Annotated in this window: 20 protein-coding genes; 5 read left to right on the forward strand and 15 right to left on the reverse strand. The window is 54.0% G+C overall.

All coding sequences use genetic code 11. From position 1 onward, the window contains the following. Positions 1-18: 18 nt before the first annotated feature. Complete coding sequence (locus Poly41_RS29225) at positions 19-2007, reverse strand: nucleoside hydrolase (RefSeq protein WP_231616043.1); 1989 nt, start codon at positions 2005-2007, stop codon at positions 19-21. Positions 2008-2454: 447 nt separating this feature from the next. Here Poly41_RS29225 and Poly41_RS29230 point away from each other — a divergent pair, with 447 nt between their 5' ends. Next, on the forward strand, positions 2455-3927 hold the full coding sequence (locus tag Poly41_RS29230; protein WP_231616044.1) for an SDR family oxidoreductase: 1473 nt from the start codon (positions 2455-2457) through the stop codon (positions 3925-3927). 85 nt (positions 3928-4012) lie between these two features. On the opposite strand, the gene Poly41_RS29235 is transcribed toward Poly41_RS29230, so the two are convergent. The 8 genes from Poly41_RS29235 to Poly41_RS29275 all read right to left on the reverse strand — a co-directional run bounded on the left by Poly41_RS29235 (position 4013) and on the right by Poly41_RS29275 (position 11453). Further along, positions 4013-4879, reverse strand: coding sequence for a PP2C family protein-serine/threonine phosphatase (locus Poly41_RS29235; RefSeq protein WP_146530920.1), 867 nt, complete (start codon positions 4877-4879; stop codon positions 4013-4015). An 86-nt stretch (positions 4880-4965) separates the two neighbouring features. Then, positions 4966-6462 carry a cryptochrome/photolyase family protein gene (locus Poly41_RS29240; RefSeq protein ID WP_146530921.1) on the reverse strand — a complete coding sequence of 499 codons (1497 nt, stop codon included), beginning with the start codon at positions 6460-6462 and terminating at the stop codon, positions 4966-4968. A 3-nt stretch (positions 6463-6465) separates the two neighbouring features. Then, positions 6466-6972, reverse strand: coding sequence for a hypothetical protein (locus tag Poly41_RS29245; protein ID WP_146530922.1), 507 nt, complete (start codon positions 6970-6972; stop codon positions 6466-6468). Then, positions 6957-7748: an Fpg/Nei family DNA glycosylase gene (locus tag Poly41_RS29250; RefSeq protein ID WP_146530923.1), complete on the reverse strand. Its 792-nt coding sequence runs from the start codon at positions 7746-7748 to the stop codon at positions 6957-6959. Before Poly41_RS29250 ends, Poly41_RS29245 begins: the two co-directional genes overlap by 16 nt. Positions 7749-7754: 6 nt before the next feature. Continuing rightward, entirely contained in the window at positions 7755-8192 is a 438-nt protein-coding gene (locus Poly41_RS29255; RefSeq protein WP_197231787.1) for a Dps family protein, read from the reverse strand. A 302-nt stretch (positions 8193-8494) separates the two neighbouring features. Beyond that, the gene (locus tag Poly41_RS29260; protein ID WP_146530925.1) at positions 8495-9232 is read right to left on the reverse strand and encodes a DUF7450 family protein; all 738 of its coding nucleotides are present in this window, start codon (positions 9230-9232) and stop codon (positions 8495-8497) included. Between the two features lie 123 nt (positions 9233-9355). Then, on the reverse strand, positions 9356-9856 hold the full coding sequence (locus tag Poly41_RS29265) for a fasciclin domain-containing protein (protein WP_146530926.1): 501 nt from the start codon (positions 9854-9856) through the stop codon (positions 9356-9358). Positions 9857-10535: 679 nt separating this feature from the next. Continuing rightward, on the reverse strand, positions 10536-11453 hold the full coding sequence (locus Poly41_RS29275) for a DMT family transporter (RefSeq protein ID WP_231616045.1): 918 nt from the start codon (positions 11451-11453) through the stop codon (positions 10536-10538). Between Poly41_RS29275 and Poly41_RS29280 the strand changes: the two genes are divergently transcribed. From Poly41_RS29280 to Poly41_RS29295, 4 genes are all read left to right on the forward strand, one after another. After that, positions 11440-11670 (forward strand): hypothetical protein, encoded by a 231-nt coding sequence (locus Poly41_RS29280; protein WP_146530927.1) that lies wholly within the window; start codon positions 11440-11442, stop codon positions 11668-11670. The two genes, Poly41_RS29275 and Poly41_RS29280, sit on opposite strands and share 14 nt — an antisense overlap. Before the next feature lie 190 nt (positions 11671-11860). Continuing rightward, positions 11861-12295, forward strand: a complete 435-nt coding sequence (locus tag Poly41_RS29285) for a hypothetical protein (protein WP_146530928.1) — start codon at positions 11861-11863, stop codon at positions 12293-12295. 67 nt (positions 12296-12362) lie between these two features. Continuing rightward, entirely contained in the window at positions 12363-14723 is a 2361-nt protein-coding gene (locus tag Poly41_RS29290) for a glycoside hydrolase family 99-like domain-containing protein (RefSeq protein ID WP_197231789.1), read from the forward strand. Positions 14724-14822: 99 nt separating this feature from the next. Then, positions 14823-17423, forward strand: a complete 2601-nt coding sequence (locus tag Poly41_RS29295) for a beta-galactosidase (RefSeq protein WP_146530930.1) — start codon at positions 14823-14825, stop codon at positions 17421-17423. On the opposite strand, the gene Poly41_RS29300 is transcribed toward Poly41_RS29295, so the two are convergent. The 6 genes from Poly41_RS29300 to Poly41_RS29320 form a co-directional block, all read right to left on the reverse strand. Continuing rightward, a complete protein-coding gene (locus Poly41_RS29300; protein ID WP_146530931.1) occupies positions 17409-18953 on the reverse strand; it encodes a sulfatase in 1545 nt (514 codons plus the stop codon). The two genes, Poly41_RS29295 and Poly41_RS29300, sit on opposite strands and share 15 nt — an antisense overlap. A gap of 27 nt (positions 18954-18980) precedes the next feature. Then, on the reverse strand, positions 18981-19136 hold the full coding sequence (locus Poly41_RS34510; RefSeq protein ID WP_197231790.1) for a hypothetical protein: 156 nt from the start codon (positions 19134-19136) through the stop codon (positions 18981-18983). Between the two features lie 108 nt (positions 19137-19244). Continuing rightward, entirely contained in the window at positions 19245-20837 is a 1593-nt protein-coding gene (locus Poly41_RS29305) for a sulfatase family protein (RefSeq protein ID WP_197231792.1), read from the reverse strand. 486 nt (positions 20838-21323) lie between these two features. Beyond that, entirely contained in the window at positions 21324-22928 is a 1605-nt protein-coding gene (locus tag Poly41_RS29310) for a sodium:solute symporter (protein ID WP_146530933.1), read from the reverse strand. Then, positions 22925-23866, reverse strand: a complete 942-nt coding sequence (locus Poly41_RS29315; RefSeq protein ID WP_146530934.1) for a dihydrodipicolinate synthase family protein — start codon at positions 23864-23866, stop codon at positions 22925-22927. The genes Poly41_RS29310 and Poly41_RS29315 overlap by 4 nt, the downstream gene beginning before the upstream one ends. Before the next feature lie 186 nt (positions 23867-24052). Continuing rightward, complete coding sequence (locus Poly41_RS29320) at positions 24053-24754, reverse strand: GntR family transcriptional regulator (RefSeq protein ID WP_146530935.1); 702 nt, start codon at positions 24752-24754, stop codon at positions 24053-24055. Between the last annotated feature and the right edge of the window lie 128 nt (positions 24755-24882).

Genomic DNA, 24882 nt, shown 5'->3' on the forward strand with positions numbered 1-24882 from the left:
GGAAATCAATCGTCTGTTTCACCGCCGCAAAAATCGCCCAGCAACGGTGTTCCACGAATCATTGGAGTTCTTTCCCGTGAACACCATGGTAAACGTGCGGCCGTCGCTGCTCTGCCACTTGGTTGGGAAATTCCAATAGAAAGTCGAGACTTCGAGATGGCCTTCGGCCCAGTGGTCTTCGTAGGCAACCGTGGTCCACGGCCCCCACGGCTGCGGCGCATCGAATAGCCCGAATTTACCGTCATGCGTTGCCGAATGTTCGGTTGCGAGCAAGTAGCGATTCAAGCCCGCGTTGAAGCTGACGCTGACGTTCCAGCCGACGCCGTTGTCGTCTCGAAAAACAGCCTGCTTGTCGCCAATCGATCTCGTCCAAGTCGGTTGGTTCTTGTCGTCCCGACCTGCAAAAAACTCAAACCGATCGCGCTGCATCATTTGTCGTTTTGGCACACGAGCGAGATGAATGCGTCCGGGTTTGTGGACCTCGAATCCGTATTGACTCTCAGCCGGAGTCTTCGGACCCCACTGTGGTTCGATGAAATAGCTGTACAGGAATTCGTCTCTCGCGCCGGCATTGTTGCGTCCAAAGTTTAGGAACGTGGGAATGCTCAGCCCCTGGTCGAATCGAAATGCCCAGTCGGCCTGCTGCCAAGTCTGACCGCGATCGCCTGATTGAGCCAATCGGCATTCACTCAGGTGTGGCCCCGGTTGGGGAACGAGCCACATGGCAAGCGTTGTATCAACTGACAAGATGCCGTAGCTCTTGCCGCCAAACGTCGCAGCATGTTCCGGTTCAAAGCCCCCCCACACATTCTTGCCGACGTAGTTGTCGGCGTCGCCTTCAATCCTCGCGACGCCCAGTGTCACGCGACCTTTGGAATTCGTTCCGTCAAATCCACCGCCGTCCCCCCAGACGGCATACAGATTCCCGTCATCTGCCCATGTCGTCGGCCAGTTGTCACTACCTTGTGCCAACCGCCGGTGCGTCCGGAAATCAAACTCCACGCCGCCGATTGTGGGGCTCGGCAGATAAGGCCGACCGAGCTTTGCAAACAAATCGGTGTAGATCCGTTCGCGGTCCAACCGCACTGCGACACGGACCGGATAGCGATGCGTCGCCTGCTGCCAATTGCCGGCATCCGTCAGCAAGGGACGGGTGACAATTTGGCTCGTCACCGCGTTCTCTGGATCGACAAGCCAGGCGATCGTGGCGATGTCCCAAATCACTTTGCGCCAGGCGTTTGAGCCGGATCGTGGTTGGCCTTTGTTGGCTGCGGTTTCCTGATAGTACATTTCCACGTTACGATAAAGCGCGTCGGCGATTGGCGATTTGCCTTTCAATCCTATCTCGAGTTCCGGCAACGAAATGGTTAGCGATGCCGCCACATCGCCGGCCGGAACGTGAACCAACGGCACGCCAACGCCGAATAGCACCTGAGCTGCAGCGATGTCCTGATTCAAATTGAAGTCTCGCGCGTGATCCCAGTCGTAAGGATGTCCCCCGATCCATACCACCATGATCCGATCGGAAATCGTCGGCTCGATCAGCAATGCGGAGGCAATATTCGTTGCGGCTCCCAGCCCGACGACAACCAGTGGACCCTGACGATCCTGTTTCGCCAGTTCGATGATCCTTCGTGCAGCCGGGCTGTCGACGGCCGTGTGCCGATCGGGTAAGAACGTCTTCGAACCACGAAACACGAATTCATCGCTCGACCGCTGCAAAATTTCAAGCACACGCAACGTCTCGTTATAGCTCCGTTCCATGCCGTCGCTTGCTGAAGTGGAACGATGGTTTTTGAACGGTGCTGCACAGACCGCTTTGAGATCAATTCGGTCTGCTGAGTGCAAGGCGTAGGCTAAGGCGAACTGGTCATCCACTTCGTTGTACATGTCCGAATCGAGTACCACGTCGATGCGGCCTTTCGGCAGTGTCAGTTGCTCGCGGATCGTCTCAGCACCTTCTGCCTGCGGCCCTAGCCATACCAGCAACATCAAACCGTACGGCATAAGGCTCCTCACGATGGACGGTACCCCTTGCCGGGTTTGTGTGCACGGCAACGATGGCGAATTCATCGGTAAGCCAGGATGTCTAAATGGCATGGGCAGTCACTCATGGTGAGATCGTCGACAAATTCCTAGTGCGTTGTCCAGACTAAAAACTAGGGTGAGACCGGACGGCTCGCGCCGTTCCGCTACAAGTTTTAGCGGCAGGGCGCGAGCCCTCCGGTCCCTCGAACCCAAAAACTAAAGATTGACAAAGCACTAGTTTTTATTTCCTAATAGTGTAAACGCCGCTACACTCTTCTTGCAGCCCTCTTAACGGCTGACCGCCCAACCGGCGGACTGGGGAAAACCGCTGCAAAGACGTTGACTCAGGTAACGCAGCAGTGGAACAAGCTGCGTTAGTCGGCCGGCAATCGTTCGACATTGGCCAACTAAGGTTTGGAGAAAAACTTGCCATTTGAAAAATCCAATCGCGTTCTCGTTTGTGGTGCGACAGGCTATGTCGGAGGGCGTTTAGTCCCAAAGCTGCTTGAGAAGGGACTTTCGGTTCGATGCCTTGTTCGAAGCCCTGAAAAGCTGCGTGCCTTCCCCTGGTGCAACGATGAGCGACTGGAGGTCATTGAAGGTGCCTTGAATGATGTAGAGACCGTTAAAACCGCCGCCGTTGGTGTTGATGCGGCCTACTATCTGGTCCACGCAATGATCAGTGCGGGTGAAGATTATGCCAAACGTGATCGCGAGCTGGCGAGTAATTTTGTCGCGGGGCTGAAGGGTTCCAGTTGTCAACGGATCATCTATTTAGGTGGTTTGGGTGAACTCGGGCCAGACCTCAGTGCACATCTTCATAGCCGGCGAGAAGTTGCCGAGATCTTGCAAACGAGCCAGTGCGAAACAACCGTGTTTCGCGCGGCGATGATCATCGGTTCGGGATCCGCGTCGTTTGAAATTCTACGCTACCTCGTGGAGCGACTTCCGATCATGATCACACCCAGATGGGTAAAAACGGAGACGCAACCGATTGCAATTCGAGATGTACTCCGTTACTTGGTCGAGTGCTTGGAAGTTTCGGAGACAGTAGGTCGCGTCGTCGACATTGGTGGACAGGATGTCTTTACCTATCAAGAGCTAATGCAGATGATGGCCAAGTCGCTCGGTCTTCGTCGACGCATCATTCTGCCGGTCCCGGTACTTACACCGAGACTCAGTTCCGCTTGGATATCCTTTGTAACACCCGTCAACGCGCGGATTGCACGCCCCTTGGCCGAAGGTTTGCGGAACCGAACCGTTTGCCGCGACGATTCCGCGCATCGGCTAATGCCTGGCCCCCTATTCGATGTCCAAAGTGCAATCGATGCAGCTTTGGGGAAACTGAAGTCCGGTGATGTCGAAACCCGATGGTCGACCGCTGGTGAAATGCCCGGTGATCCGGAGTGGTCCGGTGGCAAGGTTTTTGAGGAGGAGCGTTCCGAGACGGTAAACGCGTCGGCAAGCGATTCGTTTGCCGCACTCAGTCGAATCGGTGGGCGTTACGGTTACTGGGGTGCCGACTGGCTTTGGTGGCTACGTGGACTCATGGATAAGGCAATTGGTGGACCAGGACTACGCCGTGGTCGTCGACATCCAGAGAAGTTGAGCTATGGGGAGGCGGTCGATTTTTGGCGTGTCAACGGATACGAAAAGGATCGGTGGTTGCGATTGCACGCGGAAATGAAGTTGCCTGGCGATGCGGAGTTGGAGTTTCGTGTTGAAGCGATTGACAGCGCTACGTCGCGGGTGATTCAGACCGCTCGGTTCCGTCCAAGAGGGCTACTGGGTTTGGTGTATTGGTACGCTGTACTGCCGCTTCACTTCTTTGTCTTTCCGACGATGGTCAATGGCATCAAGAGAGATGCGGAGGCTCTACATGCCTCGCAGTCGGCTTAAGACGATTGATCGCTTTGCGGGTCCTTGATCAATGCCTCAATTTGGTGACCCCGAATCGAGTGAGACGAGAGCCTTCCTGTTTCACCTAACCAAGCTCGTTCACTTCACCAAGCTCGGTCTGGTCACTGACCCGGCCAAGCAACCGGAATGGCGCGAGCAGACTGTTTTTTAGCGGCGTTCTGCTACCGGTTGCCTCACACAACAAAATGGTCGTATCGTCCCTTTCGAGACTGCGGACGTCGATCTGACCTATCCGTTGAAGAATCGCTGATATCAGATCCGCCGGTTGATCGGAATTCAGATCCGCGACCATACGCAACACCCCCTCGCATCCAAGTTGCTGTCCGTTCGCATCTTCCGATTCACTCACCGCATCGCTGTAACTAAGGACCATGTCGCCGGGACCAAGCTGAATATCTTGCTGGAAATAGGCGGCTTCATTGCATACTCCCCACGGGATATCAGCGATTCCCTCGGCGGGTTCATTCTTTTCCGAAAGCTCGCTCCATACGCCTGAGGCTTTGCGGTACAGCAGTGGGGGAGGATGCCCAGCATTGCAAAGTGAGTAGGTTCTTGTCGGTGCAAAAAAGGTGCTCACGAGCGCTGTGGCAAATTCACCATCTACATTGACCTCGGCGAACTGTTCATTCATTCCAGCAACAAAACGCGATTGATTGATGTAATTGATGTTGCGTCGCATCAAGTCGCGAAGTCCAACCGCGATTTTGGAAACGGCTTCACCATGTCCGCTAACGTCTGCCAGCAGGATCCGTGAGATTCGTCCCGAAGCACAGGAGGAAAGATAGTAAACGTCACCACCCGAGCTGGATCCCGGATAAGGCTTCGAGTAGGCCCAAATGCGGAGTCCCGGAGTTTCGATGTTGCGATCGACTGCCTGGTTGCCACCCCACACCTCCATACACTGCATTCGTTCGGAGCTAACGGTACTCACTTCATTGACTCGTTTTGTTCTCGTGACTCTGTTTGGGATGGCGCTGCAGGATCCACGATGGCGAACTCCTGAAGTAGCCCAGCAGCTTACTGCATTCTACCCAAAAATGCATTCGCCGTTCTCAAGTGCTGCTCGCGTTTCTCGCTGTCCATTTTCGTGGCCATGCTGCACATCATTGCCCATCTCGGATTCTTTCTGAGGTCATCCGCGTGGTTCCAGATCCAACGCCAGTACAAACCGTCCCATACATCACACCACGATTCTTTTTTATAGTGGCTCATTTTGCGAATGTAGGAAGAACCTGAGAAGTAGGGCTTCGTTGTGATCGCGCCTCCATCGGCGTTCTGACTCATCGCATAAACATTGGGAACCATCACCCAGTCGTAGCTGTCGATGAACATTTCCATGAACCAACGATAGATATCGTTGGGATTGATTTCACAAAGGAACATGAAGCCACCTAACACCATCAGTCGCTCGATGTGATGGCAGTAACCTGTCTCAAGAACTCGGTGGATCGTGTCGTCGATCGGTGCGATCCCGGTTGTGCCGTTATAGAAAGACTTGGGCATCGCGCGATGATGCTGCCAATGGTTGGTCGTCCGCATGGCGACACCAAGGTCCTGGTAGGTCGCACGCATGAATTCGCGCCATCCGATGATTTGACGGACAAATCCTTCCAGCGAGTTCAAGGGTACCTCATTTCTTTTTGCGAAGCGAAGCGTTTCCTTGATGACCTCATCGGGTGTCAGCAACCCCGTATTCATCACAGGCGTCAGCACGCTATGCCAAAGCCAGGATTCACCTTCGACAATCGCGTCCTCGAACGCGCCAAACTGCTCCAACCGATTCGCAAGAAAATGATCTAACCAACGCCTCGCTTCGCGATGGGACGTCGGATAGATAAGATCCTTCAGGTAGCCCGGGTTGTCGGGGAACCGCTTTTCAACGTACGCCTTCGCCTCATCGTCGATATCATCACGCTTGATCAGCAAGTTCGCAGGGATCGTCGCCAGTTGTTTTTTCGGCAACTTCTTACGGTTTTCTTCGTCGAAACTCCATTGGCCGCCCCGTGGTTCATCGCCGTCCATCAAAATATCGAGCCGGCGACGCTGCCACTTGTAGAAATCGGCCATGAACCAACGCCTCTTGCCTTGACGATACTCCTGATTCTCGGCTTGCGAGTTGATGAATCCCGGATTTGGAAGGAATTCGCAGTCGATCCCCAGCTCTTCACTCGCTTTGCGAAGACGCTTCTCAAGAGCGAAATCTGTCGGGTCGACGACGCAAAGTTTGGTCCCTTTGTGGTGTTGGGTCCTGATCAACTTTTGTAATTGATCGGACAACATCGGTTTCTTTGCATCGTGCTCCACATACTGTACCTCGAATCCTTGATCACACAGGTCACACGCATACCGCTTCATCGTAGCACGATGGAACCAAAGCTTCTGCTTATGCATCTGCATCGGGTATTGCTTGTCGCCGAAGTACAGCGAATCCTCCAGCAGAATCACTCGCGAGGGATCGAGTTTGAGACCGGGATGTTTGGCGAACAGCTGATTGGGAAAAATGAGCAGGATCAATGTTCACACACCTGTGCTGGCCGATAGGACGTGCACCAGCATCCAAACCACGAAGCCGCCTCGGGCAGTCCAGGCGGCCGTACGAATCCAGTTGGACCGGACCAAACGGTGGTGCGTCGCTTGATCAAAGCCTCGAAGCAACTTGTTATGACAAGGCACTTGAATTGCAGCGGTCGATATCCAGATCACAAGGAGCAGGCCGACGCCTGCAAGAATCATCCAATTGTTGACGCCCGTTGGCGGATTCCACACCAACAACAGCGAACTGAAGGCTTCGATCAACATAGGTGGCCCCACAATCAACGTGATCAAGAATTGATGACGTTTCTGATAGGCGATGAAGCTTCCCTCGCCAACACCGTTAAACAGCGGATAGTGAACGATTTGTACCATCCAAATCAATCCGACCATATAAAGCGTGGCAACAAGATTGATGATCAGTAGAAGAATAGAAAACGGCAATGTGATTCCGGGTGGGGTGGTTTGGCGGATGACTATTTCTTCTGACATTGGCAGCAAGCGTAAATTTTCCGGCCGCCCAGTGGCCAACTGATGATCCGGCAATCACATTCGGGACATTTGTCACGTTTGTAAACGTTCAATCGTTCTGATGGTGTCGATCGACTTCGCGGTCGATCGTTTTTGTCGAGTCCAGCCGCAATGATCCGATTGTGTTTCACGCCGATCTTCAACAGCTTGGTTATCGTCTCCCAAAGTTCATCAAACTTGCACCGATTGAGCTGATTGGCGGGAAGTTCGGGGTGAATGCCAATGAGAAACAATAATTCTGCGCGATACACATTGCCGATGCCAGCGATCACCGACTGGTTGAGCAAGAGGCTACCGATTGCAGCTCGGCTGCGGGTGAACCGATCCCATACCTTGATCGCGCAAGCATCGGGGCGAAGCGGGTCCTCGCCCAGTCGCGTTCGCAGCGATTCATAATGTTTCTGGTCGATGAGTTCGCAGCAATTCGGGCCATTGAGATCGAACGACCTCGTCCGTCCGACCATGCGAACACGAACTTCGCCGCGAGGCTCAGGCGCAGGATTTTGATGGACACGAAACTTGCCGTATAAACCAAGGTGAACGTGCGTGGTGACACCTCGAGTCCAATGATAAAACAGATGCTTGCCGTGCGCCGAGACTTGACATAGTTCCTTTCCACTGAGTTTCGAGGCCTCTTCACTGAAGCGACCTTGAGGAGAGGAAACTCTCAGCTTCTGGCCTGCAAACCACCTTTGGTGATCGCGAGCAATACGGTGAATGATGTGACCTTCGGGCATTTTCAACTACTCGAGGTAGCTCTTGAGCATCCAGATCGTCTTTTCATGTACCTGAAGCCGACCGATCATGAGATCCTCCGTTTCTGAATCCTGCGCCTCCGCAGCGCAGTCGCGACCGGTTTGCAGATCGGCGAGGAGCTTTTCGTTCGCCTTCACCAAATGCTGAACCATCTGATGGGCGCTCGCGTCCTCAGCAATCTCCTCGATTCCTGCCATTTCCGCCAGCTTCGACAGCCCTCCCGGCGCCAGCGCGTTCTTGGCACGGATCCTCTCGGCAAGTTCATCGACCGCCTCAAACAGCTCGGTGTACTGTTGCTCGAACGCCGTGTGCAGCGAGAAAAAGGATGGACCACGCACATTCCAATGACAGATGTGCGTTTGCCCGATCAGGGCATAGGTATCGGCGACCACTTGCCGCAACGCAGAAATGACGGTTGCACTCACAGTTGAACTTTCCTTTGAGAAGTAGCGTTTCACTTAGGAACGTTAAGACTTTACCGCCGAGTCAAGTAAAGCCTCGGCGAGGTGTAGCCGAGTCATTCACGGATCTTTTCACTCTTCGTCACAGTCGAGTGAGCTTGGATTCATGAGTCAAGATAGCGATGTCGTCGTTGCCGCTCGACCACTTCATCGGCATATGAATTGTCGAGCGTATTCTGAAAGGAAGACGCGGCTACCTGACGACTCAGGGGATGGATCGAAAATGCAAGACCGTTCGACGTAAAACTTTCAATCTGCGTCCGAACCTACTCTGCTGTGCTACGTAGGATGGCCGCACGAACACAGAGCCATTGGTTCTTCACGCTGGTTAGCCCGTTAAGTCCAAATTGATCAATCAAGCTGAACTTTTGATCGTGTGGCTGCTCATCTAGTGCATAGACAACAAAGCAATCTGCTGAATGGGATGCTGAGAAGTATTCGTCGTGATGCCACTCTCGGACTGGCAAACAGACGAAAATCGGTTTGCCCAAACGACGCTCTGAGGAGCCGACGGAGCCAGTCAACGTAACCTGCCGATCGAGCGATGGTGCGTCAACAACGCGGTAGGCCTTGTAGTGATCTAAACCTCCAGGGATCGCGTCCGGAACGCCTGACGTGATGAGTTGCGATGGGGAAAGCAGGTACTCCGCCTGCTTAATCTTTAACGTCTTACTGGAATCTCCGCGAACCATGTCAAGAATGAATAGTTCCCTTTCCGGCTGCTCCGGAGACGCCACGATTTTGAACCAATTCAAATAGGCCGGCTGCTTCTTGGCGGCTCGCCCCATGCACCCGACAGAACGCGAGAAAAACAATGGACCTTCCAGATCAGTCTCAACCCTCTCTGAATCAAACTTGCCCTGAAGCTCAACCGTGTGCTGAATGCTTCGCGCCGGTTTGACCGAAAGAACTTCAAGAAAATCGACCGGTGAATGTGCCAAAACCGTCGTAACGCCAGATGAGAAGAACATCAAGCAAATGAGAATGCATCGAAAACCAGGCATGATGTTTTTCCTTCCTGAAAGCGGGTGCCTTGGGGAATCGTCAGTGCAATTAATAATGGACGCAAAACGCCAGCTACTCGGCGTAGCTGGCGTCGAGAACGAGTCGTCTGGATAACTTCGTGACTACTTCTTCGGCAAGATCACCGTATCGATGACGTGGATGACGCCGTTCGAGCACTTGATGTCCGTCTTCACGACCTTTGCCTTGTTGACCATGACCGTGCCGTCTGTGACCTTAATCTTGACGTCCGAACCTTGAACCGTCTTAGCCTCCGTCAGCTTGACGACATCTTTCGCCATGACAGTACCAGGAACGACGTGGTAAGTCAGGATGCTGACGAGCTTATCCTTATTCTCGGGTTTCAGAAGGTCTGCAAGCGTTTCCTTGGGAAGCTTGGCGAAAGCCTCATTCGTCGGCGCGAAGACGGTGAAAGGACCCTTTCCAGAAAGCGTGTCCACCAATCCAGCTGCTTTGACGGCAGCGACCAAAGTTGAGAAATCCTCGGTGCCTACCGCATTCTCAACAATCGTCTTGTCGCAAGTCCCGCAGCCTGCATGTGCAGATTGAAATCCGATCGTCATGGTTAACGCTGCGGCAACAAGCCCTAATACTGTTTTTCTCATCCGTTCTGTTTCCTCAAATGGTTTGTTTCGGTCTTTGAGCGGCCGAGCGGTGGAAAGCGTCTTTTCAGACTTCTCTACAGGTTCTCCTCGACACGCAGGTACAGACTTACTGTTAGGAACTTGATCGTGTTGACAAGTGCCATTTCTCAAATTGCCCAAAAGAATCCTTGGAATCGCTACATTTCAAGATGCTGTCGAACCAGGACTCCGTGACAACACTCGCCGCATTGGTGGGAAAAGAGCTTCCCGAAGGTCCGAGGGCTGATGGTGGCCAGCTCGCCAGCCTGCTGAAGGACAAGGGCTATACCACAGGCCATTTCGGAAAATGGCACCTTGGCACGTTGAGCCGAACACAATCGTCCAAAAGACGCAAGGCGTCGCCCTCAACCGAACTACGCTCCGCCATGGGAACGCGATTATGACACCTCGTTCGTTACCGAATCGGCGGTTCGTCCTTGGGATCCGGGCAGTGGAAAACGGTCGATTGACAATCCGTCCTACGAAAACGGCTCTCCCGTCGATGCCGATGAACCATGCCTGAAAGGCGGCGCGTCACGTGTGGTTGTCGACCGCATGGTTCCGTTCATCGAGCAAGCCGTTTCCGAAGAAACTCCATTCCTGGTCGCTTGCTGGTTTCACGCGCCGCATAGCGATAAACGTGTTGATCAAGATCGCTGATTCACTCCATCGCAATGGATTGCCCAACCGATCGGACGTTGCGCGGATTTCTCCAAAGAAGAAACAGACCTGACACCACAATCAGTCCGCACCCAGTCAACATCGAAACACTTAATTGCTCATCAAACAGGATCATTCCAAAGGCAATACCAAAGAGCATCCGCGAATATCGGAATGGAGTCACAGCTGAAACCTCCCCGCTGCGCATCGCTTTCATCAAACCAAAGTAGGCGACAACCCCGAATGTCACCGCCCCTAAAAGCAAGAGTGTGGTCTGGACAGTCGGCCACGCAAACGGCGTCGCGTCCCAGATTGAATAGAGAGCACCGGCAGCGACAACGGCCAGAAACCCGTAGAGCCCTAGGACCGACGCGCTTAGCGTCAATGGAGCTGCGCGGCTGGTGAGATCACGACCGGCAAAGCCGAGCATGCCGAGCACGGCCAAAACAGAGAGCAAGGAGAAACGATCCATCCCAGGGCGAACGATCATCATCACCCCTGCCAAGCCAACAAGAATTGCGATCCATCTTCGCCAACCTACGGTTTCGCCAAAGACCAAGGCTGCGCCCGCAACGACGACAATCGGTGTCGCTTGAAGAATCACCGTTGCAACGGACAATGGGGTTAGCGCGATCGCAAGTACATAGAAAAGCCGGCCCAGAATCTCGAATAACACGCGAAGCCGCATCGGGCGGGAAACGACGTCTGATGTGAACAGACACTGCTGGTTCCAAATGGCTACACACGCGAATACAAAAGCTCCACCCAAGCCGAAAAGAATCAGAATCTGACCGACAGGAAGTGTTTTGGAGGCTGCTTTGACAAATACATCTTCGACAGCAAACGCTGCCATTGCCGCAACCATCCAGAAACTGCCAACCAAGTTAGCCCGACGATCCGTTTCAATGTATTTCGACACGAAAGCTCCTGGAACGGTTTTGGTCGTCAAACCGATTGACGGCAATCGCTTTCGTAGCGACCAGCAAATCGTGTTCAGTCGGCTTTGGTTTATCCAAATTCAACGTCCATCAATCCGTTCGGATTGTCAGGGGAAGCAGCGTTTCGTTCACATCAAAAAGGTGACATCAGGCTGTGACATGGGGGTGGAGGTTGTGACCTTGCGAGTGGTTTGGTGATCTTCGATTGCTTCAGAGTAGTCCCTTGCCTGCTTGTCTGACAAGATCGCGTCCATCACGACTGTGTCGAATGCAGAGCAGGACCCATCGGACCGCGGCGCAAAAACCGGCTTAGCTGGGTTTCTTTTCGATCCAGCATAGCTAGAATGAGTTTCCCTCCTTGAATGCCCACCTCTCGAAGTACTCGCCCATGAGACTCACCTTACTGACGACACTATTGTGTTGTCTACCGGTCGCGATGGGGACCGCCGGCTCTTCTCACCGGACGTTCTATGTCGATTCAGAAAAGGGCCTCGATCGCCACAGCAACACCGCCGACACGTCGGGGTTCGAGGTGAAGCACAACCTTTTCTACCAATGGACGGATTGGGGCAGTCGCTACACCGGAGGATGGAAAACACTGCCAGAGATGCACCATAACCTGTGGTACAGCGATTCCGGCATCATGGCTTGGGTGTTTCAAAAGAAACTCACGAGCTTTGAGGAATACCAAAATGCAACGGGTCTGGACAGTGACTCCGTCTTTGCCGACCCGAAAATAATCGCTCCTGAACAAGGCGACTACCGCCCAGCCCCCGACAGTCCCGCGGGAACCCTGCGCGCCGGCCGCGACGTAAAACTCTAGCTCGCGACGACGATGCGGATGGCAAGCTGCGAGCATTGCCCCACTTGTGAACGAGAGAATGATTGTGATGCGATTAACTTCCTTTCAATATGCATGGGTAGTCACTTTTCTGGTCAACCTAGGATCCGTCTTCACTGCATTCGCTGAGCAGGCGACAACGGTTAAAGAGTGGTCGTTCAATACCGCAGGTGACAAAGAGAATTGGATCGGAGCGAGTTTCTTGAACGAGGTGGTTTCTCAAAATGGAGTTCTTCGCGCGACCATCACCGGACGTGATCCGTTTATTTCGATTGCTGACTTGGACATACCGGCACGTCCTTGGAACCTGTTTCAAGCGAGAATCCGCATCCTCCAAGACGAACCGCTGACACAGACAGACGGCGAACTGTTTTATGCCAACTCCAATGAAGGCCCGTACGGCGGATTTTCGCAAGCCAAGACAAGTCATTGGACTGCGGCGGAGGCCAATACTTGGCAGACGATCAACATCTATCCGTTTTGGAGCCGTGAGGGCCGAATCACGAAACTGCGGCTTGATTTCCCAGCTCTGACCGAGAACCAGTTCAACAAAGCCATCGTCGAAGTTGACTGGATAAAAATCATCGACTTGAAGCTGGAAAATCAGCCGGATATCAAACCCGCTTGGACGATCCACCCGAACGCGACCGATTCATGGGAATCACCCCTGTTTTCTCTTGGTACCGAGCAAATTGGAAATTGGCTGACAATCGACATGTCGGCGGACACACCCTGCTCCGGCGAGTTCTCTTGGATGAACGAGCGTGGGGTCTTTCACTCGACCCTGGTGGAACTCGGCAACGGTTTGCTTAACGTTGATTTGTCAAGCAGTAAAGACTGGATGGGACAAGTCCATCAATTTAAGTTGCGACGACTGCAGGATGCAGAATCGCCAGCCCACGTTTCATTTCGGTCACTCGCGGTGAACTCGCATCCACAGGGACCAGCGACTGTCAAATTGATGTTCAGCGGGATTGAAGACGCCATCGTCCGAGCCGGATACGAAACCGCATTCTTCCTGGATTTGGCTAACAACGGTGGCGAGGAAACGAGCGTGTTAACACTCAATCGCGTCGAACTGCCTGCGGGCGTGTCGTTGCTCCATCCAGAAAATCCAATAACGATTGAACCCTTCAAGGTGGGCGAGCGCCGTCGGATACTGTTTCCCATTACGGTTACCGAGCCCTCAGAAGGCAAGATTTCCTTGAACCTTACCGCCTCGCAGCAAAGTGCGATGCAGCCCGTTGCGGTGGAGATTCCTATTTCCATCTTACCTTCTTTGAATCTACCCAAAGCAGACTATGTGCCGCCACCCAAGCCTATCAAATCGGAATACGAAATCGGTGCGTTGTATTTCCCGGGTTGGTATCACGGGCATTCCTGGTCCCGAGTCTGGAACCGCTGTCCTGATCGGCGTCCACTACTGGGATGGTACAATGAGTCCAGCCCAGAAGTGATCGATTGGCAAATCAAGTGGTCGGTCGAAAACGGGATTCAGTACTACATGGTCGATTGGTATTGGAACAAGGGCAACCGACATCTGGAACATTGGATCAAGGGTTTTCAACAAGCGAAGTACAAGTCGTACTTGAAGTGGGCAATGATGTGGGCCAATCACAACGGGCCCGGCTCTCATTCGATGGAGGATCAGGCAGAGGTCACGAGGTACTGGATCGACAACTATTTCAACACACCTGAATACTACTGCATCGACGGCAAGCCCGTCGTGATGATCTGGTCCCCCGAGGGAATGGACAAGGATATGATTGAGATTGAAAAGAAAAACGGGAAGGAACTCAACAAGGGCGAAGGCGTCAAGAAGCTGCTGGACCTATCACAGCAGATGTCAAAGGAAGCCGGATTCAAGGGGATCTATTTCGTAGCGATGAAATGGCCTGAGGCATCGACGGACGCCACCGATATTCAGTGGCTAGCCGATGCGGGGTTTGAAATGACGTCAATCTATCATTTCATGGACGACGGTGGTAAAGCCGCTAACCGTCGCAAGTTCAGTTTCGATCTGGTGGTGGATGCATCCAAACCGTATTGGGACAAGCGGAACGACACTGGGATCTTGCCGTTTTTGCCAAACCTTTCTACTGGCTGGGACGACCGGCCCTGGAACAACCACTGTTGGATCGACGACCGTACACCCGAAAAGTTCGCCGCAGTTTGTCAACAGTTCAAACAATTCTCCAGCGAGACGGGTATCAAACGCGCCGTTTTAGCACCGGTCAATGAATGGGGTGAAGGTTCGTATGCCGAGCCATGTCGCGAATTTGGATTCGGAATGTACGAAGCGATTCGCGACACGCTATGTGAAAAACCCGAATCCGGCTGGCCACTCAACTTCGGTCCCAAAGACGTTGGATTGGGACCGTACGAATACACCCAGGACGCGAAGTACTGATCGTAGCGTGCGATTCCAACTTGCATTCTTCTTGCTGACGATCCACGGGAAACAATCCCCCTCCTATGCATAACGACTTGCATCGAAAGGCAACAAACGATGAATCGAACGAACCTGTCTGCAGTATTGGCAATGCTATTGGTTGCCGTGACAACCGGTTACGCACAGGTCAATCCGGATACCGCCGGCTGGTTTGTGTTTGATGTGCCTGCGTTGGCCCTATCCAATGGGGGTGTCGCTGATCTTTCTTACCTCAACTCGGATAGGATTCCTGAGGCTGGTTATGTCAGCGTTAGCGACGGGCACTTTGTCGACGCAGAAGGCCAGCGGTTGCGGTTGTTCGGGACGAACGTGACCGGCGACAGCTGCTTCCCGGACCAGGACGTTGCTCCACTGCTTGCTCGACGGCTGCGCCAATTCGGATTCAACTGCTTGCGGCTGCACTTCATGGACCACTCATGGAGCGGTTCGAGTCGTGACAGTTTGTGGGACGATCCCGCTATCGGCAAACTTTCGGAACAGAGCCTGGCCAAGCTTGATCGACTGATTGCAGAGTGCGCCGCCAATGGGATCTACTTGAATCTGAATTTGCATGTTGGCCGCGAGTACCCAGGGCAACCGACGGTGGCGAGTAGCCGGGCCTTCCGGTACAGCAAGAATTTGGATCGTTGGCATGAGCCGTTCATCCGTCAAATGGAAGCATTTTGCCGTGACTTACTGGGTCACGTGAATCCCCATACAGGGCGGCGGTACGCTGAAGAACCGGCGATCGCGTGTATTGAGATCAATAACGAGAATACGATGATTCGAGACGACCTATCGGATCTCAGACGATTGCCCGAGCCGTTCCTGCACGCCTTGCAGCAGCAGTGGACGAGGTGGTTACAGCGCCGCTACGGTACGACCGAGTCGTTACGCCAAGCTTGGAATGCCGATGTCGTGCCGCTGGGAGAGGAACGGTTTACGAGCATGGACGAATGGAGGGCCCAGAACGCCGGCGGAGCAGAATCGACTTTAGAAAAAGATCAATCACGTTTGACCTGGACCGCAACCCAGAGCGGGACCGCGGATTGGAATCTGCAGCTTCAATACAAGGGATTGCAACTTGATCCGGGCCGATACACCTTATCGTTTCGGGCCAGAAGCCGTGACTCCAAACGAGTCGGAGTCAACGTGATGCTTGACTCCGAACCTTATGGCAACGTCGGATTGAACGAGGCGATCGGGCTTTCACCCCAGTGGCAAACGTTCACCCTGTCTGGGCCGATCAAAGCTGCATCGACACCGGGCCACTTGCGGTTGAATGTCTCGTTGCGAAATGAAACGGGGCAAGTCGAATTCGATAACGTGAGTTTACGACCGGGAGGCGGCGAGGGATTGCCGGAGACTGACACTCTCGAACGTGGCGTCGGACTACCTGGGGCAACCGCCGTTGCTACTGTGCGGCTGGACTGGATGCGGTTTCTCATCGACACCGAAATGGCCACGACCACGCGCATTGTGCGATTGCTCAAAGATGAAATCGGATGCAAGATGCCGGTGGCCGACACGCAAGTTTCCTACGGTGGAGTTGCCGGTGTGCTCCGTGAATCAACACTTTCCGACTATGTTGACATCCATGGCTATTGGGAACATCCATCCTACACACGCAACGACGCTGGCCATGTGACTGCGTTTCGGATTGCGAATACCAGCCAAGTCGCTGCCGCTGATGGCGGAACGCTTGCGCGGATGGGCGTCAGCAGGATCGCTGGGCGTCCCTTCAGCATTTCCGAATACAACACGCCTGCACCCAACGACCATGGCGCGGAACTGCTGCCGCTGTTTACGGCGGTTGCGGGCATGCAGGATTGGGACGCATTCTATAGCTATACCTATCGGGACTTTGGGAAAGACTATGCGAACACGTTCATGCGGAGTTACTTTCATCTGATCGGTCGTGCCAATGTGCTGGTCCATGCACCAGCCTGCGCGCTCGCTTTCCGCAAAGGACTGATTACCACGTCCGCAGATGGAGTCGCATGTCGCATTCCCGTTGACCAGGTGCCTCAGGTGACGTTGCAAGACGGAGCCGTGGAGGACGTTTGGCGCAGGGTGGGCGGCGACCCTGCGGCAGTCTGGCTGCGAAAGGCCACCGTCGACTTGGTCAATTCAGGGGACGACGCGGTCCTAAGTGGAAATACGACGGTATCGGCGGGGCTGCGGGTCGCTGACACGAATCAAATCCGCTGGTATCCGAACGATCCCGACGGAGCTTGGTTCTCGCTCGAGGCTCCGGCGGTTCGTCTCTTGATCGGTCATGTCGGCGGACGGACATTCGAAGTGGGAGACGTTCAAGTCGCAGTGCTTGATCGGCCGTGGCCTCGAGACGTCCCGGCTTACGCATGCATCTCGCTGGTTGCTCTGGACGCCAAACCGCTTGCCGAGAGTCAGGAAATCCTCTTGGCGGCGTCCGCGCGCACCGAGAACGCCGGCATGCCCTGGAATGAAGAGCGTACGGGGTTTACGTCCAATGATTGGGGACAGTCTCCCACGCTCAGTGAAGGTGTTCCTTTGGATCTCACCGTTCCCGGTACTCCCGTCCGCGCGTGGCGACTTGCCGCTGATGGTCGCAAAACAGAAGAGTTGGCGATCCGCAACGGCGCCGTGTCATTGCGCCCCGAACACCAAACGCTCTGGGTGCTGTTAACGCGGCGATGATTTCGTGTCGATCTCGTCGTGGATTCCGAGTGGGGGAAGCGGAACATCATTTGCTTTTCGCCATTCGACCAACTCCTTGAGCAATGCCTGCGTTTGCTCTGGATGCTCTGCGACAAGGTTCTGCTCCTCGCGCGGGTCATTTTTCAGGTCGTAAAGTTCCAATTTTCCGTCGGCGAGGAACTGAATCAACTTGCGATCGTCCTTACGGATGACAGAACAGGTACCGTGCTTGTAACGACTCGCCAAATGCCAGAACAGAGGGCGATTCCGCAACGACGCAGGCTCGCCATCAAAGAGCCCTATGATCGATTGTCCGTCGAGCACGCCGTCATATTCGATCCCAGCCAAGTCCATGAACGTCGGAAAGAAGTCGAGGCAGCTGACCGCGGTGGATGTTCGCCGAGCGTCGATTTTGCCAGGCCAGTTCAAACAAGTGGGAACACGGATACCGCCTTCGTAGATGTATCCTTTCTTGCCACGTAGCTGATCGTTACGGCCGATATTTTGGCCGTTGTCCGATGTAAAGATGACAAGCGTGTTGTCACGCAACCCGTTCTGATCCAGGAACTTCGCGATCCGGCCGACGTTGTCATCGAGTGATTCGATCATCGTCGCGTATTGGGCCTCACGTTCCTTGACAGACCCCTCGCCGGTTCCCTGACCGGTGACAGGATCGCCTGGCTTGTTCATGTACTTTTTGACGAGACCTTCGCTGCGCCCGCGAATGGGGCGATGAACGGTATAGTAATGCAGATTGATGAAGAATGGCTCTTGTTGGTGTTGATCCATGAACTCGATCGCTTCGTCGGTCAACCGATCGGTCAGCCACGTGTCATCGGGTTTCGACTCGATGAACGGGTTGCTGAACGGAGCAAAGTAGCCGCCGGTTTCACTGTTGTACCCACCGACCTCCAACGCAGGGTCACCGCGGTACGTACCGCCAACGTTTTTCAAATACCCACGGCCTTCGGGATAGTATTGCCGGCAGTGTTCTTTGTGATACGGCACCCAGCTGAAGTCCCAGGGACTGGGCTGCCGAAGCTTCTTCTTCAAAGGAAATTCCATCGCCAGCTCTTCTTTCGGATACGGTCCGACCAAGTGCCACTTTCCAAGATGGATCGACTTGTAGCCTGCATCAGCGAGCGGTTGACTATACATCGTGTGTTCTTCACCCACCGTCCAGCGCGAAAAGATATTGGATTGATCATCGCCCTGCTCAAGAACGGGTACCGTGTAGACACCTGTGCGAAACGATTGCTTGCCGGTAGCCAGCGCCGTGCGTGAGGGAGAGCAGGTCGGGTACATGTAGGCGTTTTCGATCACCAAACCTTCGCGAGCCAGCGTGTCGATGTTGGGCGTTTCGTAGAAGACCGATCCATTGAAGCCGACATCCGCATGTCCGAGATCATCGACGAGAATGAAAACGATGTTCGGTTTCGACTCGGCGGTCGCGCTCATTGCGAGGAAAAGCACCAACGCCAGGATGGCACAGAATTGGCAGATCATCGTTGCCGAACGTTTCAATCTCATCTCTTCCTCTCATTGTACTTACGGTATTCAATACGCAGACTTGGTCATCTCTTTTGGCAACGACGGTTTTCTCAGCCAATCGACAAAACCGCCGCTGTCGGCTCGCTCAATCAGGCGTCGGGCGGCTGGTCCGTAAAATTCGACTTCTTCATGGTCGTCTTTCTGCTGCGAAATGATGGGCAAATTCTAACCCATTTTCCTCACAGAAAATGGCTCAGCGTTTTTTTACGGCTCTTCCCCAGAATCGGTGGGCAAGTCATTCGATGTTCGATTGCCGCTTTAATCCTTAGCTTACTCACGTGATGTGCCCACCCTCTCCTTGCCGCTCTCACCTGCTGTCTTTGTCGCCTCCTTTCCCTCGCCCACCCCGCGTCCTCCCTTTGCTGCCCTTTGCCCTGCGATGACCTTCCTGTCTGCCTCTACGTTCGCACCCGGAAGCTCCTCAACGCCGATTCCACAATTCTCGATCTGCTTGCGCAGTTCGGCTTTCATGTCTCTCAACACAGTTGCGTACTCGAGATTCCCTGCCACGTTGTGTTGCTGTTGCGGATCCAATTTACGATCAAACAGTTCGGCCGAAAAAAGATCGGATTCGACGTACGTGAACCTCTTGTCGCGCACTCCATAGTGTTTTGGAGTACCGCCCCAATAGGTGTAGAGCTGTGAGGTTCGCCAATTTGGAGGAACGGGTTCACCCTTCAAGAGCGGCACCAAGCTTCTTCCTTGCATTGTTGGAGGTATCTCGGCGCCGGCCAGTTCCAACAATGTTGGCGCAACATCGATATTGATCGTCAAGTCCGCATTCACGCTTGCCGGCATGATCATCCGCGGGTATCGAATCAAGAATGGCGTGCGGACCGAGGACTCCAATATCAGACGTTTGTCGTAGAGGCCGTGTTGCCCGAGCCAGTAGCCTTGGTCGGAGGTGTAAATCACAACGGTATCATCAAGGATGCCCTGTGCCTCCAGAGAGCCGAGCACCCGTTTAAGGTTGTCGTCATTGCCGCGAATGCAGCGAATGTATTTATGAATCTGATGCTGATACGCAGCGCGAATTCGGTCGCGGTCGCTTTTCGCATCGTGCTGTCCCATCGCATCGGGAACTTGGTCGTTCTGATGACGCTCATAGTACGACCTACGCCCTGAATGAAGCATATGGAATGCCGAATCACGAATAAACAGCTTCTTTAGATTTGAATCTTCTCGACGGACGTCTTCGTAAAGCGTCGGGGGCTCAGGAATGGTCACACCGGCCAGCAGGTTGTTGTATCTTTCTGCGTGGCCATAGTCGTGATGAGGAGCCTTAAATTGAAGACTCAACAGAAATGGTTTCTTTCGGTCCCTGCTTTCCAACCAATCGAGTGCAATGTCCGTGTAAACATCGGTAGAATAGCCCTCTCTTTTCCACGACCCTTCCGAACCAGAAAGCTGCGGATCAAAGTAGGCTCCCTGCCCCTTCACGGTCATGTGCTTGTCGTACCCTTTCGGCGAATTCTCGAGGTGCCATTTTCCTACCAAAAAAGTTTGGTAGCCCAGCTTTTGTAGCTCCGCAGGATACTGTGGCGAATCCTCATTGATCCTGCCGTTGAGTCTCAACACACCATTGACGTGGCTGAACTGCCCCGTCAAGATTGCCGCGCGACTCGGCGAGCAAATCGAATTGGGCACGGTCATGTTGTCGAAACGCATGCCCTCATGAAACAGCCGGTCGATGGTTGGCGTCTGGGCATAGTCTTTCAAATGACTTTCATAGGCCGAGATCGCTTCATAGGCATGGTCATCCACAAGCACCACAACCATATTCGGTTGCTCGGCTGATATCGCCATCGACGAGAGGGCAGCGTAAAAATAAACGATGAACCCCGCACTCCTATTTCCCTTCATTACCATTGCTTGCTCCAGCCGCCGTTATTCAAAAGGCCATAAAAATCCACTTCTCTTCCCGTTCGATTTTAGGGCATCGGGCATCGTCACGTGGGCGACTTGTTGGTGTGTCCTAGACACACGGAACATTCGACTGTGGCTCTGGTATCAATCTAACCCGTTCCATCCGGAATTTTCCAGGAATTCAGAAGGATGCCGCACCAAGAACGCGATAAGACAACACTTCGAAAAATTCCAGAACCATCAAGGGGGCGATCCTCAGCCGCATGCGCACCTTGAACCCTGTGTGCTTTTCCATCGCCTCTGGTGAACAGGACAGCCGACGGGTCATCGGACAGCGGCAATGGCGCCGAGGCCGACAGCCCACTGGGAACCTCACGTTGTCGCGTCAAGAGCTCTCGTCGATCAGTGCTTTGGAAGCACGCGTTCCCAACACTCCCCAAAGCCCGTAGGTGCTTGGCTGACCAGACTAAGCGAGCGGTTCTCTCATGATTCCTTTACAACATCGCTTCGCCCAGCCACGAGATAGCCCAACAAGACCATCACCAACGGACCGATGACAACGACCATGAAAGGATGAAAAGGACTCGAGAAGCTTTCCAAGGATGTCGGCCAGCGATCGGTCACGGAGAGGGTCATCCAGCCGATCACAAGGATCCCCACGCCCACGACCCGGATGGCACGGCGGTTTGTGATCGAAGGAACCATCAGACCCAACAAGAACAGACCAATGATCGCAGCACCCAAGACTCCTGAAAGGAGCCACCAAATATCGAGCACGCTGTCGGTCAGTTGCACGAGCGTGAGCGCCATCAGCGTCCCCAACACGCCCCAGGCGATCGTGGCACCTCGCAAGACAGCGAGTTGAGTTCTGTCACTCGATCCAGGCCGAAGCAATCGCTTGAAGAAGTCGCTCATCACCAGCGTCGCCGACGAATTCAGCGAAGTCGATACGGTACTCATCGCCGCCGCAAAGACCGCCGCGATCAACAAACCTCGAACGCCTTGGGGCAACTGGGAGACGATAAAGTGGGGGAAAACGCGATCGCCCAAGTCGGTTTCGGTCAGTTCACCGGCCGCGAGCTGGAGCTTCTCGCGATAGTCGGCCGAATCAACGGACACGCCAGCCTGCATCAAATGCTGCTCCGCAACGATCACACGAACCTCCTGAATTTCGGCAGGATGACGTTCATAGAAAGCGTACAAGGACGACCCGATGAAAAGGAACAATGCACTGACCGGAACATACAACAATGCACCGAGCCATACGCTTTTCGCTGCTTCTCGATCCGTGCTGGCGGCGATGTAACGCTGAACATAGCTTTGGTCGACGCCAAAGTTTCGCAGATTGTCGAAGAAGCCGAACGCGAGCACGACCCAGATCGTCGGTGTGGAAAAGTCCAATAGAGACGCACTTCCCAGCGAAAGCTTGTCGTGTTCGTTTGCCAGTTCCATCACTTCCAATGGTCCGCCTGACATCCCAAACAGTAGGATTGCCAACGCCAACAGCGCGCCGACCAACAACACGACCGCTTGAATCGCATCGGCCCAGATCACAGCAACGATTCCACCGACAAAAGAATAAGCGGTGACGATCACACCGGTGACCATGATGATCATGCGAATGTCCCAGCCAAACAGCACCGCCATTGGTAACGCCATCAAATACATGACCACGCCGATCCGTGCGACCTGATACATCAAATAAAAACAACTTGCGAAAACTCGAGCCCACAACCCGAAGCGTTTCTCCATCCACGAGTACGCCGAAATTTCGCCGGATCGGCGATAGAGCGGCACAAACCAATGCACAGCCACAAAAGCCGCAAAGGGAATCGCCAGCGAAAAGACAAACACATTCCAGTTGTCGACGAAGGCTTTGCCCGGCAATGCCAGATAGCTGATGCTGCTGAGATAGGTCGCAAAGATGGAGAGCCCGCACAACCACCCAGGAAGCGTTCGCCCGCCCGCAGAAAACTGGTCCGCCGAGTTGTTTCGCCGCCAGAAAAACAGGCCCAAAGACAAAATTCCAACGAAATATCCGACTAACACCAGCCAGTCGAGGCCGTTGAATAACACGGCAGCGATCATAGGATGCCCACCCTTGCTAAGACGTCGGCAACTAGGTTTCGCTGCGGTTCAAGGAATCGGTTGAAAGGATCAGCCGGCAAGTCGCTGCAGATGTTCAAGATCGACAGTGCTGACTTCGTCGCTTTAATGTGTCGCGATGCGTACTTGCCGACATCGTAGATTTTCTGGAACTCGCGAATCTTTTCGGATAGCTTTTCTGCGGTATCCATGTCACCATCCACTAGTGCGCGGTGACAACCGGTAAACAACTGTGGTGCGACGTTCGCGCCGCCGCAAACGCCTCCATCACCACCCAGTGCGTGAGCTTCGGCCAGTAGCGCTTCGGGCCCGAGCAAAATGCTCCAATCAGGACGAACCGTTTTCAGTTTGCAGAGGTTTGCGTAATAGCCCAAATCACCACTGCTGTCCTTCACACCAACGATGGACGAAATCGTGGAGAGCCTACGGAGGGTCTCAATCTCAAACCAAACTTTCGTCAACCCTGGCATGTTGTAAAGCATCAAAGGCAGCGGAATCAGCGGCGCGAGGTTTTGCACATAAGCCGTCAACTCGGTTTGTCCCACCGGAAAGTAATAGGGGGTTGTCAAGACAGCCGCATCCGCACCGCAATCGGCCGCATGCTGGGCTAGGGCGACCGATTCAACAAACGCCGTGTCGGTTACGCCGACAAGAACAGGGACGCGACCCTCCACCCGTCGCGTCACTTCTTTGATCATTTCACGGCGGAGTCGATAGCTTAGACTCGGTGCTTCGCCCGTGCTGCCGAGAATGAAGACGCCGGCCACCCCGCCGGCAATCACATGATCGATCAGACGCTGCAATCCTTCGATATCCAGTGTGTCCCTTGCTGCGAGCGGCGTGACTAACGGTGGAACGATGCCGGACAAGGCGAAGTGCTGCGGATTCGAGGTCTGCTTGAAAATCGTCGTTGCCGTCATTGAGATGCGTAGCCTGCGAGAATTGAAGGCGAAGCCCTGCCTGTCTGCAATGTAGTCTATAGAGAACGTGGATGCAAGCGACTGCGGGGGCGTGCGAGGGCAACTCACTTGCCTCGGGAACGTGCGAAAAGAAGTTGCCCGAATCAAGTGTAGCGGAATGAAACCGCAATCGGATCGCGAGTCTGATCAGTCGGCGTTTTCCGCCTCGGCTTGCTCGTCAATCGTCGCAAGAGAATCAAGCAGTCCTCTTTGAATGTGCGCTGCCGAGGCGGCTCGGGCCTGTTCCGCGTTTCCCGTTCGAATCGCAGCCAGAATTCGCTCGTGCTCGTCGCACGTGCGTTGCATTCCTGCGGAGGTGTAGGCGTGTTGGCGAATGCCAAAGACAAGTGTAAGGACGTGCGATTGGGATGCGGTGCGCATCAAAGCCTGGTTGCCAGTTGCTTCAACGATCAGCTTATGGAATTGATAGTCCGCTTTATCGAAGCGTTTGCTGATTCGTTTCCCCGCAAATTTCCGTTCGGATTGCCGATGCTCCACCGTGAGCGCCCGCATGTCCGAAAGCTCCTTCTCGATCTGCGCGAGTTGACGAGCAATGATCCGCTGGGCCGCCAGTGCCGCCGTTGCCGGCTCGATCACCTCGCGAACCTCATAAATCTCAATCAGATCGTTCCGATTAAGGCTACACACGATTGCCCCCATGTTGGGCACCAGGTCCACCAATCCTTCATTGGCCAACTGGCCCGCAGCTTCTCGAACAGGTGTCGCGCTGACGCCGATTTCCTTTCCAATGGGGCCGTAAAGCAATCTGCTGCCGGGCTCGAAATCGCCGGCTATCAGCTTATTGCGCAAGTGCTGATAAGCGCGATTCGCGTTCGTTTCAATCGCCATTCGATTTGTCAGAAAATCAAGACTTTGTAAGAAAGAGTAGGCTCTTAGTGTAGCTGTTCGAGGAGCCCGTGGGGAGGGTGTCTCTGGAGGCTCGCTAGAAACGAATCCTCCGTCATGACCATTTATGC

It is taken from the genome of Novipirellula artificiosorum (assembly GCF_007860135.1).
Classification (GTDB): Bacteria; Planctomycetota; Planctomycetia; order Pirellulales; family Pirellulaceae; genus Novipirellula_A; species Novipirellula_A artificiosorum.

Excerpts from the sequence above, each read along its gene's own strand:
- Poly41_RS29225 (WP_231616043.1), bottom strand. The coding sequence starts at position 2,007 with ATGCCGTACGGTTTGATGTTGCTGGTATGGCTAGGGCCGCAGGCAGAA.
- Poly41_RS29245 (WP_146530922.1), bottom strand. The coding sequence starts at position 6,972 with ATGTCAGAAGAAATAGTCATCCGCCAAACCACCCCACCCGGAATCACA.
- Poly41_RS29250 (WP_146530923.1), bottom strand. The coding sequence starts at position 7,748 with ATGCCCGAAGGTCACATCATTCACCGTATTGCTCGCGATCACCAAAGG.
- Poly41_RS29260 (WP_146530925.1), bottom strand. The coding sequence starts at position 9,232 with ATGCCTGGTTTTCGATGCATTCTCATTTGCTTGATGTTCTTCTCATCT.
- Poly41_RS29265 (WP_146530926.1), bottom strand. The coding sequence starts at position 9,856 with ATGAGAAAAACAGTATTAGGGCTTGTTGCCGCAGCGTTAACCATGACG.
- Poly41_RS29280 (WP_146530927.1), top strand. The coding sequence starts at position 11,440 with ATGTATTTCGACACGAAAGCTCCTGGAACGGTTTTGGTCGTCAAACCG.
- Poly41_RS29285 (WP_146530928.1), top strand. The coding sequence starts at position 11,861 with ATGAGACTCACCTTACTGACGACACTATTGTGTTGTCTACCGGTCGCG.
- Poly41_RS29290 (WP_197231789.1), top strand. The coding sequence starts at position 12,363 with ATGCGATTAACTTCCTTTCAATATGCATGGGTAGTCACTTTTCTGGTC.
- Poly41_RS29295 (WP_146530930.1), top strand. The coding sequence starts at position 14,823 with ATGAATCGAACGAACCTGTCTGCAGTATTGGCAATGCTATTGGTTGCC.
- Poly41_RS29300 (WP_146530931.1), bottom strand. The coding sequence starts at position 18,953 with ATGAGATTGAAACGTTCGGCAACGATGATCTGCCAATTCTGTGCCATC.
- Poly41_RS29305 (WP_197231792.1), bottom strand. The coding sequence starts at position 20,837 with ATGAAGGGAAATAGGAGTGCGGGGTTCATCGTTTATTTTTACGCTGCC.
- Poly41_RS29310 (WP_146530933.1), bottom strand. The coding sequence starts at position 22,928 with ATGATCGCTGCCGTGTTATTCAACGGCCTCGACTGGCTGGTGTTAGTC.
- Poly41_RS29315 (WP_146530934.1), bottom strand. The coding sequence starts at position 23,866 with ATGACGGCAACGACGATTTTCAAGCAGACCTCGAATCCGCAGCACTTC.
- Poly41_RS29320 (WP_146530935.1), bottom strand. The coding sequence starts at position 24,754 with ATGGCGATTGAAACGAACGCGAATCGCGCTTATCAGCACTTGCGCAAT.